Raw genomic sequence first — 15,161 nt, 5'->3', positions numbered from 1 at the left:
CTCGATTTTTCTTTACAAAAAAATACATTGATATTTTAGCCAACTCGCCTTTCATCATGCAGCCAAGGGCGCAAAACGATAGGCGTCGCACTACAAGAGAAATCCGGTTGCAGATAATTTAAATTCGGATTATAGAAGGGGTCATGACTCATTACATGCGCCCAACGCGTCCTCATATGCTTGATTTCAGCTCTAGCTCGCCTTATTTGAATTGGCGTCTCATCCTTTCCGCGCGAGACAGACTCGTGGTGATATAGCAAAGCATGAGGCGTCCACACTATACGAAGCCCCGACTCTCGAATACGCAAACAATAGTCGACGTCATTAAAAGCCACCTTGAGATTCTCTTCGTCCAAGCCACCTAATGCTTGGTAAAGATTTTTCTTTGTGACCAAGCAAGCAGCCGTTACGGCGGACAGGTCTTGCGTCAGTTGCGCTCTACCAGCATAACCCGGCGCACGCTGTCCGATGCCAGAATGAAGATGGTTTGCGCAGCCGCCCGGGCCTACAGTGTCACCTGCATGCTGCACGGTGCCGTCGCTATAAAGCAACTTGGCTCCTACAGCACCAACATTGAAATGCAACACGTGACCAACCATCTCCGTTAGCCAATCAGGCGAAATCACTTCGGTGTCGTTGTTGAGTAAGCACACAAGTTCCCCCTTCGCCTCGGCGATCGCCATGTTGTTGATGCGCGAGTAATTGAACGGCTCATCAAACGACAACACCCGAACATTGGCTAGCTGCTTCAAGCTCTGCAGGTAAACCAGTGCGTCGGGTTCGATGCTTTGGTTATCGACAACGAGGATTTCATACGGCCCATAGCGCGTCTTCTCCAGCACGCTGGAGATGCAGCGGCGTAGGTGCCCCAACTGATCGCGCGTAGGAATGACGATACTGACCAACGGTGCCGGCTCGGCTACCGGATAACGCACCCGGCAACGGCCCGGCCCCGTGCTTTCAACTTCCGCACGCACGCCCATGCGCCGCAGATGCGCGGCCACTGCACGAACCGTCCCCGCGCCATCATCCTGTTCATCCCGGGGTGTCATATGCCAGAGCGGTGCGGGCACGTGAACCATCGGCGAGCCGAGTTCGCTCAGCGCCAATAGCAAAGCGTGCATCACGTTGGCATCTGTCACATCCGCGCCGAATTCCTGCAAGCGATCGGCATACCGGCCGTTCCAGACAAAGGCGTCGCCGATATAGTTAGTGGAACGCAACAGTTCGGGAGACCAGTCCGGCTTGAAAACGGGATCGCGCAGTTGGCCGTCCGCCCCCACAACATCGTGATCGGCATAAGCCACAGCGGCATCGGGTGTTTTGATGACAGCATCTGCGAGGCAAAACAGCGCCTGTTCCGAGAGCATCACTCCAGCCCGGATAACAAGGTGCCAGGAGTTCTCAGCGACCGGTGTCGAAATCAACCGGGTTAAATCGTCCGAGAAATCGTCTCGCACCTCGACTTTAAAGTGTCGATATGTCTGCGCCTGCAAACTGGCGCGCGTCACATCGATATCAGTCTGCGTAGTTTGCCGGCTCACCCCCAGCGAAATATTAAATATTGGTGAATCTTGCCAACGTTTCGCGCGACGAGCCATCAACGCACGGTCCGCCGGGGTAATAGCATAGAACTCCTGATACCACCCTGCGTAACCTGCGCGATACACGTTCGCACGAAAACGGCACGCCACGTCGTATGCGTGATCAAGATCGCGGAAAAGGGTGACCGGTGTAAGTCCTGCGCGGACGCAACGCTGCATCGGTTGCTTGTACAGCGTGTTCACCGCCCGCCAGAACTGCCGCAAGCGGTACTCTGCGGAACTCAGACGGCGATGCCGAAGGAATCGGACTTGAAGGGGAAGATCGTCGTTGTCCATGAGCAAATGGACAGTCCGCACGGCTGCAGGAGTCTTGACCAGCTCCTGGATATGGCCCTTACTGCTGATTAAGACTTTTAACGCCTGCGTGCGATCATCATGCATCGTCAGCACGACAGTAGCCACGCAAGCCTTGACATTACCAACCACTTGGCCCTCTATAAGCCAGGCCGTGGCAGCACGCCAACTCTCCTTATGAACGATTTCAGCCGCCACTTCTTCACTACCTGCCTTAATCATGTCGCAACTTAGGATCCGCGATTATAATTCACGGCCAGAGGAAGACTAGAAAAACCTAGAAGTATCAAACATGCGCAGATCCATACTATTTCTCCAGGGGCCTCCCTCGCTTTTCTGGCGCCAATTGAGCGATCACTTCGATGCCGCACTCGTGCGCACGCATCGGATCAATCTTTCCCTGGGGGACTGGGCCTACTGGCGCAAACCGGGCGCGGTCAACTACCGCGGCCGCTTTAGCCGCTGGGCGGACTTTCTGCGCGATTATCTGGTGCGTCACGAGATCACCGACATCATGTACTTTGCCGACCGCCTGCCCTATCATGCGGTCGCGCGTGAAGTCGCCGAGTCGCTCGGCATTCGCACGTACTCGATCGAATTCGGCTACTTGCGCCCCGACTGGCTCACCCTCGAGCGCGGCGGCATGGGCACGCTGTCGCACTTCCCCACCGACCCGAAGGCGATCCGCGCAATTGCCCGCCGTGTCGGGCCATTCAAGCCGGACACCAAGCACTATTCGCACAGTTTCGGGCAAGAAGCGTTCAACGAGGTGCTTTATAACCTCCTGACCTCGCTGGTGCCATATTTTTTCCCGCTCTATCGCACCGACAAGTATTACCTGCCGTTACTGGACTATCTGCGCTGGCTGCCGCGCATGATCGGCCAGCGCCTGCATGAGCCGGCGCGGGTCGCCGCCGCCGACGTATTGCGCCACTCGGACGCTCGCTACTGGATGCTCGCGCTGCAAATGCAGGCCGATTACCAGCTGCGCGCCAATTCCGCGTACAGCGATCAGCGGCAAGTGATTGAGGAAGTCATTGCATCGTTCGCACAGCACGCTCCGCAGGACGGCTCGCTGATCATCAAGCTGCATCCGCTCGACAATGGCATGGAGCGCTGGGAGAAATTCGTCGCGCGCACGGCAAAACGCTACGACGTAGCGTCGCGCGTCATTGCCGTGACGGACTGCGACCTCAAGCGCACGATCAAGCACAGCAAAGGTGTCATTGCGGTGAATTCGACCGTGGGCCTGCATGCGTTGCGCGCCAATTGCCCGGTGAAGGTGCTCGGCATGGCGATGTACGACATTGCGGGGCTCACGCACCAGGGTTCGCTGGAAACGTTCTGGACCAGGCCCGAGCGCGTCAATAAGCCGTTGCTCAACGACTTCGTGGCAGCGATTGCCGCCACCGTCCAGATACATGGCTCGTTCTACAACCGCGCGGGCCGCGATGCGGCGTGCGTCGAAATCGTGCGCCGCGTGATGAAAGACGAGGTCAACGGCCACGGTGCCTTTGTCGATCCGCCTCCCCGGCTCGATCGCGCGCTGCGGTCGAACGTTCCGATCTTCGGTTCGTTGAAAGGCAGCGGCATCGAGCCGGCAGGTACGCGCCCGGTTGCTAAGCCTCCCGAAACAGCCGCGCAACCCAATGCCGCCAACGTGGCACCCGTGGCATAGCGCGCCATTCGACGAGTTCCTGCAACGCACGCTCCGGCGTGGTGAAGCGTTTCGTCGTTCTGCTGACATACGTGGGATATAAAATCAGCGCGGCGGCAACGAGTTCGTCGAGCGTCAGCACACGGTTGCGCCGCTGACGCACCGGTTCCGTCAATCCCGCATCGTGCGACACGCCCCAGCCCGCATAGAACGGCTGCCCATAAGTCACCACCTTCACGCCGCGCAACAGCGCTTCGAATCCGGCCAGCGACGTCAGCACATGGACTTCGTCCACGCTGCCGAGCAACTGGTGAAACGACACCGAGCCGATCGTCTCGTCGCACCACCGCGCCGCGTCGTCCTCTCCTCGCCCCACCTTGCGCAGGCCGGCCATCACGTCGGGGTGCGGCTTGTACAGTAGATAAGCATCGGGATTGGCGGCACGCACGGCCTGCAACAGATCCATATTGCCGCGAATGCCGGACGCACCGAAGCGGATCGACGCATCGGTCTCCACCTGTCCGGGCACAAGAATCACGCGCCTGCCCTCCGGACGAACCCAGTTCGCGTGTCCGCCGAGGTTGTATTTGGTAATGCCCGCGTCGCAAATGGCCTGGCGCAGGGCTGCTGCGCGCGCGAGCAGGTCAGGCGTGAACGCGGTTTGCGCGAGCAGCGTTTCCAGCTGCGAAGGCCGTGTGGCGTCGTAATAGATACCGACGTCGTCCTGCACCCATGACAGCGGACGAGTCAGATCGGCCCCGAGGCCGACGGAGCGCACGAAGCCGTCCTCGACGCGAATGACCTTCTGCGTTGCGGGCAGCGCGGGTGCGAGCCGGTCGTCGAGCTTGCGCCCCCATGTGGCAACGGCGCGATCGATCGCCCGCGGCACGCGCCAGCGAAAACGAACGGCACTGCCGTCGAAGAATTGACGCACGTAGTCCTTCTTCCAGCCGGAAAAGCCGAGCGCATCGATATCGACGGGAAATCGCTGTCGCATCCGGCGCTGCAACGCGAGCCATGCCAGCACGGTTTCGACCTCGCAGCGCTTGCCGGTTTCCGGATCGACATAGCGGCAGTAATCGATCAGCGCCGCGTGAACGAGTTGTTCCAGCGTGGCCGCACCGCGTCGCGCGGGCGCCGGCAGCGCGTCCCGCGTCAGCCCCCAGCCCGCATAGAACGGCATGCCGAAGACACGCACCGGCAATCCCCACATCAGCGCCTCGAAGCCGAGTTGCGACGTGACGGTATACACCTCGCGCACCAGCGGCAGCAGGCTGGCCGGATGCACGTTGTCGTCCAGCACCTGCACGCGCGGCATCGCGCGCACCGCGTCGAGATCGAAGTGACCGTGCTTGCGGCCGGACACGACGTCGGGATGAACCTTGAGCAGGATCGTGCGATCGGGATGCTCGTGCAGCGCGGCCTCCAGCATCCGGTGGAAGCTGGCGGCATCGGCGAGACCGCAGGAGATCGATGCATCGCCGCGCGTCTGGTCCACGACCAATACACACCCATCGGGCAATGCCCGTCCCAGGTCGCGACTATGGTTGTACTTGGACACGCGGCCGTCCCGCCACGCCGCGGCCAGTGCGCGAGCCCGCACGATCTGGTCGTCGCGCAGCGGCTGCGCAATCAGCGACTCGAGCCGCGACGGCTGGCTCGCATCGAGATAAAGCCCGACATCGTCGAAAACGATCGCGAGCGGCGGATCGTCCTTGCCGAGTCCGACGGAGCGCAAAAAGCCGTCCTCGACGTGATAGACGGCGAGGCCGTGCTTCTGCGCATAGCGCTGCGCAGCCAGCGCGCTCGGACGACGCCCCCAGGCGAGCACACCCGCGCCGGCCACTGGTTGGCCAACCGACCGGTAGTGCAACTGAAAATCGTCGAGCAACGCGGCAAGCGTCGGGATGCGGTTCACGCCGGGTGCCTGCGTATAGGCAATCGGCAGCGAACCCGTCAACGCATCGGGCAGCGCCTGTCCGGCGACTTCGCCCCGGGCAACAGAAAAATCAGTCAAAGACACGAGCCTCGGCAAATATGGCCGCAAGCGTCCGCGCGATCCGGCAATTGCCGAAAGCGAAAGATTTTGCCGCGAAGCCGGAATAATGAAATATCGGTGTGCTCATGAGGTTCTTCGTGTCGAGCGGGCAGTCGAGTATCGGTTCATGCAACCCGCCGCCGGCGGCAGCAATGCTCATCATGGACGCAATTCACGTGATCGCCGTGCATTTCCTCACGCTGCTGACGCAATCGCATTGTACTTGCCTACTGTTCGCCGCTACCCGGCCGGCTCGTGGCCGGTATTTTAACGGGCCGGCCGCTCGAAACCGCCGGAAATCCGATTTATTCGCTCGGGAGCCGCCTGCCCGCCGCCGACCGGCCTCTGGAGGCACGCGCGACAGCCGCCCGCACCGCATGCATAAACGCCGGCAGGTTGCGGATTTAATTCGTTACGAAGATGACCCCATATAAATTTGACAATGTCGGTAACGCACACACAATCAAATGTCTTTAGAATCCCCGAATCACCGGTAAATCAAAGTCGCAGCGCATGTCGAGACCGATTCCGCATGGGCCGCGGCGACACGCACCGACCAACCAGACGTATTTAATATCCTGATGTTGCGCAGGCTCCTATACCGAAAATCGGCGCACGGCCCGTCTCACCTCCGTCACAACACGGCGGTGCAGCGCTGGCTGGTTTTGCATCAAGGCGAAAATCCGTCCACGGATTATTACGTGCTCCCGCGCCTGCAGGAGCTCGGGCTGCCGGTCGTCTACAAGAACCTGGACAGCGCAGTTCCGGAGCCGGGCGATCTCGCGCCGGGGACGGCGGTCATCATCATCCGCTATCTGAATGCGCGATGGGCGCGGGCGCTGCGCATTCGCCGCGTACAACTGGCACGCATCGTCTATTTCATGGACGACGACTTGCTGCATCCGCGGTCGTGGAACGGGTTGCCGCGGCCGTACGTGAAAAAACTCCGCAAGTACTGTCATGCGCATACGGCGGACATCCGCGACCTTGCGACGGAATACTGGTTTTCCACGCAGGCGCTGCGCGATCGCTATCCGGAACGCGCCGCCACCCTCGTGACGCCGCGCGCGCTGCCCGAGGATGCGCGCACGCAGCGGGTGCGCAACGCATTGGCGGAATCGCCGATCCTCGTGTTCTATCACGGTAGCGCCGCCCACGAAGCCGAGATCTCGTGGCTGCAGCCGATCATTGCGCAAATGCTCGCGCGCTGTCCGAACGTCCATTTCGAGCTGATCGGCTCGCATGCGGTGAATGTGCTCTATCGCGGCCTGCCGCGCACACGGGTCGTGCATCCGATGGACTGGGCCAACTACCGCGGCCATTGCCGCCTGCTCGACGGCCATATCGGCCTCGCCCCGCTGCTGCCGTCGGAATTCAACGCCGCCCGCGCGCATGTGAAGGCCTACGACATCGCCCGTTGCCGGGCCGTGGGACTGTATGCCGCCGCCGGCCCGTATCAAGAGGTGATCCGGCACGACGAGAACGGCCTGCTGCTGGACAACGATCCGCAAAGCTGGGTGGAAGCGCTATGCGCGCTGGCCGGCGACCCGGCGCGCCTCCATGCGCTGCGCGTGGCCGCGCAGGCACTGCTGCAGCGGCCTGCCGCTCAGTCGGTCGGGATCATCCACACCGCGCCCGAGCAAATCACGCTTACTCGTAACCCAGCCGGCTCAGGAACCAGCCGGACACGGCCGGATGTAGTCCTGCCAGCAGGAAACACCCGAGATTCAGCGGGAATGGAAAGCTGATTCGCGCACGATTGGTACTCAGGCCGACGCGGATCACGCGCGCCGCCTTCGGCGCTTTCCACAGAAACGGCTTCGGGCCCGGCATATCGAAGCACATCTGCGATTCCACATAGCCCGGCATGATCACGTTGACCTTCACGCCTTCGGCCGCCAGCCCGTCGCGCATCGCCTCTCCGTACGCCTTCACCGCGGCCTTGCTCGCGCTGTAGCTCGGCGTCTCGGGCAATCCGCGCCATGCGGCGAGGGAGCTGATCAACGCGATCTGGCCGCCGCGGCGTGCGCGCATCGCAGGCATCGCGGCATGAGCGGTGGCCATGCTGGCCTTGACGTTCACGTCCAGCAGACAGTGCATGTCGTCCCACGCTTCGCCCTGATGCCCGGGGCCGGTGTTGATATTGACCCCGGCATTGGCGATCACGAGATCGGGCGCTTCGGTCTCGCTCATCTCGCTGACCCAGTTGCGCAACGTATCGTGGTCGCGCACGTCGAATGCGGCCGTGATGACGCGCGCGCCGAGCGCCGTGCACGCATCGCTCACTTGCTGCAGCAGCGCAGTCTTGCGGCCGTGCAGAATCAGCACCGCCGTGCCGGCACGCGCGTATTCCTCCGCCAGCGCTGAACCGATGCCGCCCGTGGCACCCGTAATCAGCACGCAGCGCGGAACCCCGTTTTTTTGTGTCGCCATGATCGAGAAATAGGGCTTGGGATAGTGATAATTTCGGCAGCATTATCCGATATGCACCGCTGAACGCGCGCACCGTTCATAGAATATTTTGCCCAAACGACCGCTCGACAATCGGGAAATCCGGGCTTTTTCGCGCCCGGCCTTTAACACTCTTTCATCATCGAGCACCTTCTCTTCGGTTATAACCATCCGTCGAAAAGCCGCCAGCCGGCCCCTTTCCATTTAGGAGCTCCCATGCTGAACCTGGAAACCGCCCAGCAATTCCTGATGACCCGCGGCCTCGACTTCGGCCTGAACCTCCTCGCCGCGATCGTGTTGTGGTTCATCGGCCGGTGGGCGATCCGCCTCGGCACCGGCCTGCTCGGCAGGGTCGTGCGCCGCAGCGGCAAGGTCGACCCGACGCTCACCGATTACCTGACCTCGGTCGTCGGCGTGCTGCTGACGATCCTGCTGATCCTCGCGATCCTGCAGATCTTCGGTGTGCAGACCACGTCGTTCGCCGCGCTGCTCGCCGGCCTCGGCCTTGCGATCGGCACCGCCTGGGGCGGCCTGCTCGCCCACTTCGCGGCCGGCGTGTTCATGCAGGTACTGCGCCCGTTCAAGATCGGCGACGTGATCAGCGCGGGCGGCGTCACCGGCACGGTGAAGGAGCTCGGCCTGTTCGGCACGACGATCATCACCGCCGACAACGTCGTGACGATCGTCGGCAACAACAAGATCTTCTCGGACAACATCGCGAACTACAGCGCGACGCCGCACCGCCGCGTCGACCTGACCGCGAAGATCGCGAATGGCGTCGATGCAGCCGATGCGATCAACCGCCTGAAGACGCAGATCCAGTCGATCCCGAACGTGCTGAACGTGCCGGCCCCGGACGTCGGCGTGCTGCAATTCACGCCGGAAGGCCCGCTGCTGTTCGTGCGCCCGTCGACGCAGCCGGAGAACTACTGGCAGGTGTACTGCGACACCAACCGCGTGATCCTCGAGACGTTCCGCGACGCGCAATACCCGACGCCCGAAACGCCGATCTCGCACCGTAACGCGTGACGGCAGCGCCCGCCGGCAATTGCCGGAATTGCTGGAATTGCTGGAATTGCTGGAATTGCAAGGACGAAAAAAAGCGTGGCAACTGCCACGCTTTTTTATTGCGCCGAAGACCGACGAGAAATGCGCTGCCTCAGCGGCCGCCCGTCTTCTGCGTACCGCCCGATTGGCGCCCACGCACCATCTTCCACAGCCCGCCGAGCACGACCGGCACGATCGCCGCGCCGATCCCGGCCAGCACGATCACGTTCAGGTACTGACGGATGAACGGGATATTGCCGAAGAAGTAGCCGAGCAGCACCAGCAGCAGCACCCAGAACACCGCGCCGAGCACGTTGAACAGCTGGAAGCGCGCGACGCTCATCGACGAGGCCCCCGCGACGAACGGCGCGAACGTGCGCACGACCGGGATGAAACGCGCGAGCACGATGGTCTTGCCGCCGTGCTTGTCGTAGAACGAGTGGGTTTTCTGCAGCGCGGCGCGGTCGAGGAAGCGCTCGAGCACCGGAATATGGGTATTGAACACCTTCGGCCCGATCCAGCGGCCGATCAGGTAGTTCACGGTATTGCCGGAAATCGCCGCGACCAGCAGCAGCACGATCAGCGCGCCGACGTTCATGTCGCCCGTCGCCGCGAACGCGCCGCCGATGAACAGCAGCGAATCGCCGGGCAGGAACGGCAACACGACGAGCCCGGTCTCGCAGAACACGATCAGGAACAGCACCAGGTACACCCATGCGCCGTACTGTCGGATGAAATCGCCGAGGAACGCGTCGATATGCAGGACCAGATTGACGAAATGAAGCAGCGTATCCAAATGCGAGTCCTCGAAGGCGAAAGGGCCGGAACGGCCGAAAAAGCGGAAAGTGCCCGCCGCGCAAGGCGGCGCGCGAAACGGAGTCATGATACCGAAACTACCTTAAGGCTCCGTGAAAAAACGTAACCGTCGGCCACGCCGGCAAGCATCCGCCGCCTCGCTATAATTCGGCCATGTCCGAAATCACCGAAACGGCCGCGGGCGCCGCGCCCGCCCCTGCTCCGCGCCCGCTGCGCGCGATCCAGCCCTTGCCCGACCAGTTGATCAGCCAGATCGCCGCGGGCGAGGTCGTCGAACGCCCGGCGTCGGTCGTCAAGGAACTGCTCGAGAACGCGATGGACGCCGGCGCGACGACGCTGCGCATCGTCCTCGAAGAAGGCGGCGTCAAGCGCATCGCGATCACCGACGACGGCTGCGGGATTCCGCCCGACGAGCTGCCGCTCGCATTGATGCGCCACGCGACCAGCAAGATCCGCTCGCTCGAGGAGCTCGAGGCGGTCGCCACGCTGGGTTTTCGCGGGGAAGCGCTCGCGTCGATCGCATCGGTCGCCGAGATGTCGATCACGAGCCGCACGGCCGACGTCGCGCATGCGATGAAGATCGATGCGACCACCGGCGCGCTGTCGCCGGCGGCCGGCGCGGTCGGCACGACGATCGAGGTGCGCGAGCTGTACTTCAACACGCCCGCGCGCCGCAAATTCCTGAAAAGCGAGCAGACCGAGTTCGGCCACTGCCTCGAAATGATCCGCCGCGCAGCGCTCGCGCGGCCGGACGTCGCGATCTCGGTGCTGCACAACGGCAAGGCCGTCGAGCACTGGAACGCGACCGAGCCCGCGCAGCGCGTCGCGAAGATCCTCGGCGACAGCTTCGCCACCGCGCACCTGCCGCTCGACGAGCAGGCCGGGCCGCTTGCCGTCTACGGCTGCGCGGGCCTGCCGACCGCGAGCCGCGGCCGCGCCGACCAGCAGTATTTCTTCGTCAACGGCCGCTTCGTGCGCGACAAGCTGCTCACGCACGCCGTGCGCGCGGCATACGAAGACGTCCTCCACGGCGACCGCTACCCGTCGTACGTGCTGTTCCTCGACCTGCCGCCCGAAGCCGTCGACGTGAACGTGCACCCGTCGAAGATCGAAGTGCGGTTCCGCGATTCGCGCTCGATCCACCAATACGTCTTCCACGCGGTGCAGCGCGCACTGGCCCGCCATGCGGGCGCGTCGCCGGAAACCACCGCGGGCGGCCATGCCGCGCATCTCGAACCGGCGCCCGCCGGCCCCGCGTCGTTCCTGAATACGCCGCTCGGCCAGGGCGCAGCCACCGGCACGGGCGGCAGCGGCTTCTCGTCGCCGTCGTCGCCGTCGTCGGCAGGCAACACGTGGATGCGCCAGGCGCGCATGACGCAAGGCACGCTGCCCGTCGCGCAACCGCTCGCGCTCTACGATGCGCTGTTCGGCCGCAAGGATACGGGCGCGGGCACGCCGGACGGCACGACCGGCGGCGCGCACGATTCGACGGGCGCGCCGGCCGCGCCGCTGCCGGGCTTCGCCGCATCGCCGATCGCCGCCAGCCCGCATGACGAGCAGCCGCTCGGCTTCGCGCTCGGCCAGATCCACGGCATCTATGTGCTCGCACAGAATGCGCACGGCCTCGTGATCGTCGACATGCACGCGGCCCACGAGCGGATCCTGTACGAACAGTTCAAGAATGCGCTCGCCGACCGTTCGGTGGCCGTGCAGTCGCTGCTGCTGCCGATATCGATGACGGCGACGCCGGTCGAGATCGGCACGGTCGAGGAAGAGCGCGACACGCTCGAATCGCTCGGTTTCGACCTCGCGGTGCTGTCGCCGACGACGCTCGCGATCCGTGCGGTGCCCGCGCTGCTGAAGGATGCGGACCTGCAGTCGCTCGCGCGCGCGGTGCTCGCCGATCTGCACGCATTCGGCGGTTCGCGCGTGCTCACCGAGCGCCAGCACGAACTGCTCGGCACGCTCGCGTGCCACCACGCGGTGCGCGCGAACCGGCGCCTGACGCTCGACGAGATGAACGCGCTGTTGCGCCAGATGGAAGCGACCGAACGCGCGGACCAGTGCAATCACGGCCGGCCGACGTGGTATCAGCTCACGCTGAACGATCTCGACCGCCTCTTCATGCGCGGGCAATGAGCGCTTCACCGCAGAACCAACCGACGACGATCGCCTGCCTGCTCGGCCCCACCGCATCGGGCAAGACGGCCGCGGCGCTGGCGCTCGCCGCGCGTCGCCCGATCGAGATCGTCAGCGTCGATTCGGCGCTCGTCTACCGCGACATGGATATCGGCACCGCGAAACCGACACGCGACGAACGTGCGAGCGTGCCGCACCATCTGATCGACATCATCGACCCGGCCGACGCGTATTCGGCGGCCAGCTTCCGCGCGGACACGCTGCGCCTGATCGGCGAGATCGCCGCGCGCGGCCGCACGCCGCTGCTCGCGGGCGGCACGATGCTGTACTACAAGGCGCTCACGCAAGGGCTCAACGACCTGCCGACCGCCGATGCAGCCGTGCGCGCGGCGCTCGATGCCGATGCCGCGCGCGATGGCTGGCCGGCGCTTCATGCGCGGCTCGCGCAGGTCGACCCCGCGACGGCCGCGCGCCTCGCGCCGAACGATTCGCAGCGGATCCAGCGCGCGCTCGAAGTGTTCATGCTGAGCGGGCAGCCGATGTCGGCGCTGCTCGCCGCGCCCCGCCCCGTGGACGACGCGGCCGCGGCTTACCGCTTCGTGCCGGTCGCGCTCGAACCGTCGGACCGCGCCGTGCTGCACGCACGCATCGCGCAACGCTTCGACGCGATGCTCGACGCGGGCTTCATCGACGAAGTCGAGCGGCTGCGCCGCCGCGAGGATCTCCATCTGGGCCTGCCGTCGATGCGCTGCGTCGGCTACCGGCAGGCGTGGGAATTCCTCGATGGCGACACCGACTATCGAACCATGCGCGACAAGGGCATTTTCGCGACGCGCCAGCTGTGCAAACGGCAAATCACGTGGCTGCGCGCGATGCCCGAGCGGGTCGTGGTCGACTGCGTCGCGCCGGACGCGACGGCGCACGCGCTGGATGCGCTCGAACGCGTGCTGGACGGCCGCGCAACAGCCTGACGCACGCGCAGGCTCGTTACCCAAGCGATGCCCGAAAAAAAAGCCGCCCGGATCGACTCCGGGCGGCTTTCCCTGCTGCATTCATTGCGTGTTGCGTCAGACCACGACCGTCTGCGCCTCGCCTTCGCGGCTCGCACGCACGGTGCCGATCTTCCACACCTGTTCGCCGGCGGCCGTCAGGTCGGCGATCGCTGCGTCGGCATCGGCCGCCGCGACGATCACGGCCATCCCGATCCCGCAGTTGAACACGCGGTGCATTTCCGCGTCGGCGACGCCGCCGTGCTCCTGCAGCCACTTGAACAGCGGCGGCAGCGGCCAGGCGTTCTGGTCGAGCTCGGCGGTGAGGCCTTCGCGCAGCACGCGCGGAATGTTCTCGACGAGGCCGCCACCGGTGATGTGCGCCATGCCCTTGACCGACAGCTTCTGCATCAGCGCGAGCAGCGGCTTCACGTAGATGCGCGTGGGCGCCATCAGCGTGTCGGCCAGCGAGCGGCCGTGGAAATCGGCGGACAGATCCGGGTTCGCGCGCTCGATGATCTTGCGCACGAGCGAGAAGCCGTTCGAGTGGATGCCGCTCGATGCGAGGCCGAGCACCACGTCGCCTTCGGCGATCGTGCTGCCGTCGATGATCTTGCTCTTCTCGACCGCGCCGACCGCGAAACCGGCCAGGTCGTATTCGCCGTCCGGGTACATGCCCGGCATTTCGGCCGTTTCACCGCCGATCAGCGCGCAGCCCGACAGTTCGCAGCCGTGCGCGATGCCCTTGACGACCGTTGCGGCCGTGTCGACGTCGAGCTTGCCGCACGCGAAGTAGTCGAGGAAGAACAGCGGCTCGGCGCCCTGCACGAGGATGTCGTTCACGCTCATCGCGACGAGATCCTGGCCGACGGTGTCGTGTTTGTTCAGATGAAAGGCGAGCTTGAGCTTGGTGCCGACGCCGTCGGTGCCCGACACGAGCACGGGCTCCTTGTACTTCTTCGGCACTTCGAACAGCGCGCCGAACCCGCCGATGCCGCCGAGCACGCCGTCGCGCAGGGTTTTCTTCGCAAAAGGCTTGATCTTGTCGATGAGCGCGTCGCCCGCGTCGATGTCGACGCCTGCGTCGCGGTAGGACAGACCCTGAGCGTCGGGAGCGGATTTCGGAGGATTCATGGGGGAATGCGAGAAGGTCGGTAAAATGCGATTTTACCCGAAGCCGGCCCGTTGGCCGGAATTCCCAGCACCGAATCGTCAGGGATTGCATCTTGGTCGACACGTCCCCGTTTTCATCGCTACGCGAGCCGCGCCGAAACGCGCGTGCCGCCGTGCGTGCGGCCGCGCGTGCCAACCCCGGAACGGCATCCCCGCGCGCGTGCCCGGCGTACGGCACGCGTTTTTTCAACCGACCCGCATTGTGACTGTTGTGTCCCGTCAACTGACGCTCGATCTCGGCACGCCGCCGCCCGCCACGTTCGACAACTTCATCATGAATGAGGAGAACGACGAGCTCGTCTCGCGGCTCCAGAAGCTCGACCTCGCGCTCGCGGCGGGGCCCGTGCCGGATCGATCGTTCTACATCTGGGGCGAGCCCGGCAGCGGCCGCACCCACCTGCTGCAGGCGCTCGTGAGCGACGCGTCGTACGGCTACGCGCGCTATCTGACGCCGCAAAGCCCGCTCGGCGCGTTCACGTTCGACCCGCGCATCGGCATCTACGCGATCGACGATTGCGACCGGATGAGCGACGCGCAGCAGGTCGCGCTGTTCAACCTGTTCAACGAGGTTCGCGCACACCCGTCGAGCGCGTTCGTCGCGGCAGGCCCCGCGGCGCCGCTCGCGCTCGACGTGCGCGAGGACCTGCGCACGCGCCTGGGCTGGGGGCTCGTGTTCCACCTGTCGCCGCCGTCGGACGCCGGCAAGATCGCCGTGCTCAAGCTCGCGGCGAAGGAGCGCGGCATCGCGCTCACCGACGACATCGCCGCTTACCTGCTCACCCATTTCCGCCGCGACATGCCGAGCCTGATGGCGTTGCTCGACGCGCTCGACCGCTTCTCGCTCGAGCAGAAACGCGCCGTCACGCTGCCGCTGCTGCGCCGGATGCTGGCCCGTCCCGGCGACGACATCGCACCGCCGGGCACAGGCCCGAACCGCTTCGAGTAAAATGCGC

At 64.2% G+C, this 15,161-nt stretch carries 12 protein-coding genes; 6 read left to right on the top strand and 6 right to left on the bottom strand.

Annotated features, from left to right (window positions below; genetic code table 11):
- Positions 1-35 precede the first annotated feature (35 nt).
- Positions 36-2,120 carry a glycosyltransferase family 2 protein gene (locus DCN14_RS18015; protein ID WP_240327389.1) on the bottom strand — a complete coding sequence of 695 codons (2,085 nt, stop codon included), beginning with the start codon at positions 2,118-2,120 and terminating at the stop codon, positions 36-38.
- A 124-nt stretch (positions 2,121-2,244) separates the two neighbouring features.
- On the opposite strand from DCN14_RS18015, the gene DCN14_RS18010 reads away from it, so the two are divergent.
- On the top strand, positions 2,245-3,576 hold the full coding sequence (locus DCN14_RS18010) for a capsular biosynthesis protein (protein ID WP_240327387.1): 1,332 nt from the start codon (positions 2,245-2,247) through the stop codon (positions 3,574-3,576).
- On the opposite strand, the gene DCN14_RS18005 is transcribed toward DCN14_RS18010, so the two are convergent.
- Complete coding sequence (locus DCN14_RS18005; RefSeq protein WP_240327386.1) at positions 3,518-5,578, bottom strand: capsular polysaccharide biosynthesis protein; 2,061 nt, start codon at positions 5,576-5,578, stop codon at positions 3,518-3,520. The two genes, DCN14_RS18010 and DCN14_RS18005, sit on opposite strands and share 59 nt — an antisense overlap.
- A complete protein-coding gene (locus DCN14_RS18000; RefSeq protein WP_096505009.1) occupies positions 5,565-5,756 on the bottom strand; it encodes a hypothetical protein in 192 nt (63 codons plus the stop codon). The genes DCN14_RS18005 and DCN14_RS18000 overlap by 14 nt, the downstream gene beginning before the upstream one ends.
- 484 nt (positions 5,757-6,240) lie before the next feature.
- Between DCN14_RS18000 and DCN14_RS17995 the strand changes: the two genes are divergently transcribed.
- Positions 6,241-7,341: a hypothetical protein gene (locus DCN14_RS17995; RefSeq protein ID WP_240327384.1), complete on the top strand. Its 1,101-nt coding sequence runs from the start codon at positions 6,241-6,243 to the stop codon at positions 7,339-7,341.
- Here the strand turns inward: DCN14_RS17995 and DCN14_RS17990 are convergent.
- Positions 7,244-8,026 carry an SDR family NAD(P)-dependent oxidoreductase gene (locus DCN14_RS17990; protein ID WP_096505013.1) on the bottom strand — a complete coding sequence of 261 codons (783 nt, stop codon included), beginning with the start codon at positions 8,024-8,026 and terminating at the stop codon, positions 7,244-7,246. The two genes, DCN14_RS17995 and DCN14_RS17990, sit on opposite strands and share 98 nt — an antisense overlap.
- A gap of 234 nt (positions 8,027-8,260) precedes the next feature.
- Between DCN14_RS17990 and DCN14_RS17985 the strand changes: the two genes are divergently transcribed.
- Positions 8,261-9,073, top strand: a complete 813-nt coding sequence (locus DCN14_RS17985) for a mechanosensitive ion channel family protein (RefSeq protein WP_096505015.1) — start codon at positions 8,261-8,263, stop codon at positions 9,071-9,073.
- A 130-nt stretch (positions 9,074-9,203) separates the two neighbouring features.
- Here the strand turns inward: DCN14_RS17985 and DCN14_RS17980 are convergent, their stop codons facing one another.
- Complete coding sequence (locus DCN14_RS17980; RefSeq protein WP_096505135.1) at positions 9,204-9,887, bottom strand: DedA family protein; 684 nt, start codon at positions 9,885-9,887, stop codon at positions 9,204-9,206.
- 173 nt (positions 9,888-10,060) lie between these two features.
- Between DCN14_RS17980 and mutL the strand changes: the two genes are divergently transcribed.
- Both mutL and miaA read left to right on the top strand, forming a co-directional pair.
- Positions 10,061-12,046 carry a DNA mismatch repair endonuclease MutL gene (gene mutL, locus DCN14_RS17975; RefSeq protein ID WP_096505017.1) on the top strand — a complete coding sequence of 662 codons (1,986 nt, stop codon included), beginning with the start codon at positions 10,061-10,063 and terminating at the stop codon, positions 12,044-12,046.
- Complete coding sequence (gene miaA, locus DCN14_RS17970) at positions 12,043-13,017, top strand: tRNA (adenosine(37)-N6)-dimethylallyltransferase MiaA (RefSeq protein WP_096505019.1); 975 nt, start codon at positions 12,043-12,045, stop codon at positions 13,015-13,017. Before mutL ends, miaA begins: the two co-directional genes overlap by 4 nt.
- A 96-nt stretch (positions 13,018-13,113) precedes the next feature.
- On the opposite strand, the gene purM is transcribed toward miaA, so the two are convergent.
- Positions 13,114-14,169 carry a phosphoribosylformylglycinamidine cyclo-ligase gene (gene purM / locus DCN14_RS17965; protein WP_059451336.1) on the bottom strand — a complete coding sequence of 352 codons (1,056 nt, stop codon included), beginning with the start codon at positions 14,167-14,169 and terminating at the stop codon, positions 13,114-13,116.
- A gap of 250 nt (positions 14,170-14,419) precedes the next feature.
- Here purM and hda point away from each other — a divergent pair, with 250 nt between their 5' ends.
- The gene (gene hda, locus DCN14_RS17960) at positions 14,420-15,154 is read left to right on the top strand and encodes a DnaA regulatory inactivator Hda (RefSeq protein WP_216360933.1); all 735 of its coding nucleotides are present in this window, start codon (positions 14,420-14,422) and stop codon (positions 15,152-15,154) included.
- The last annotated feature ends 7 nt before the right edge of the window (positions 15,155-15,161 follow it).

Origin of the sequence: Burkholderia sp. IDO3 (assembly GCF_003366075.1) — a bacterium.
Taxonomy (GTDB): domain Bacteria; phylum Pseudomonadota; class Gammaproteobacteria; order Burkholderiales; family Burkholderiaceae; genus Burkholderia; species Burkholderia anthina.
The sequence above is the reverse complement of the archived record's forward strand: the minus strand, read 5'-3'. Positions and strand labels throughout refer to the sequence as shown.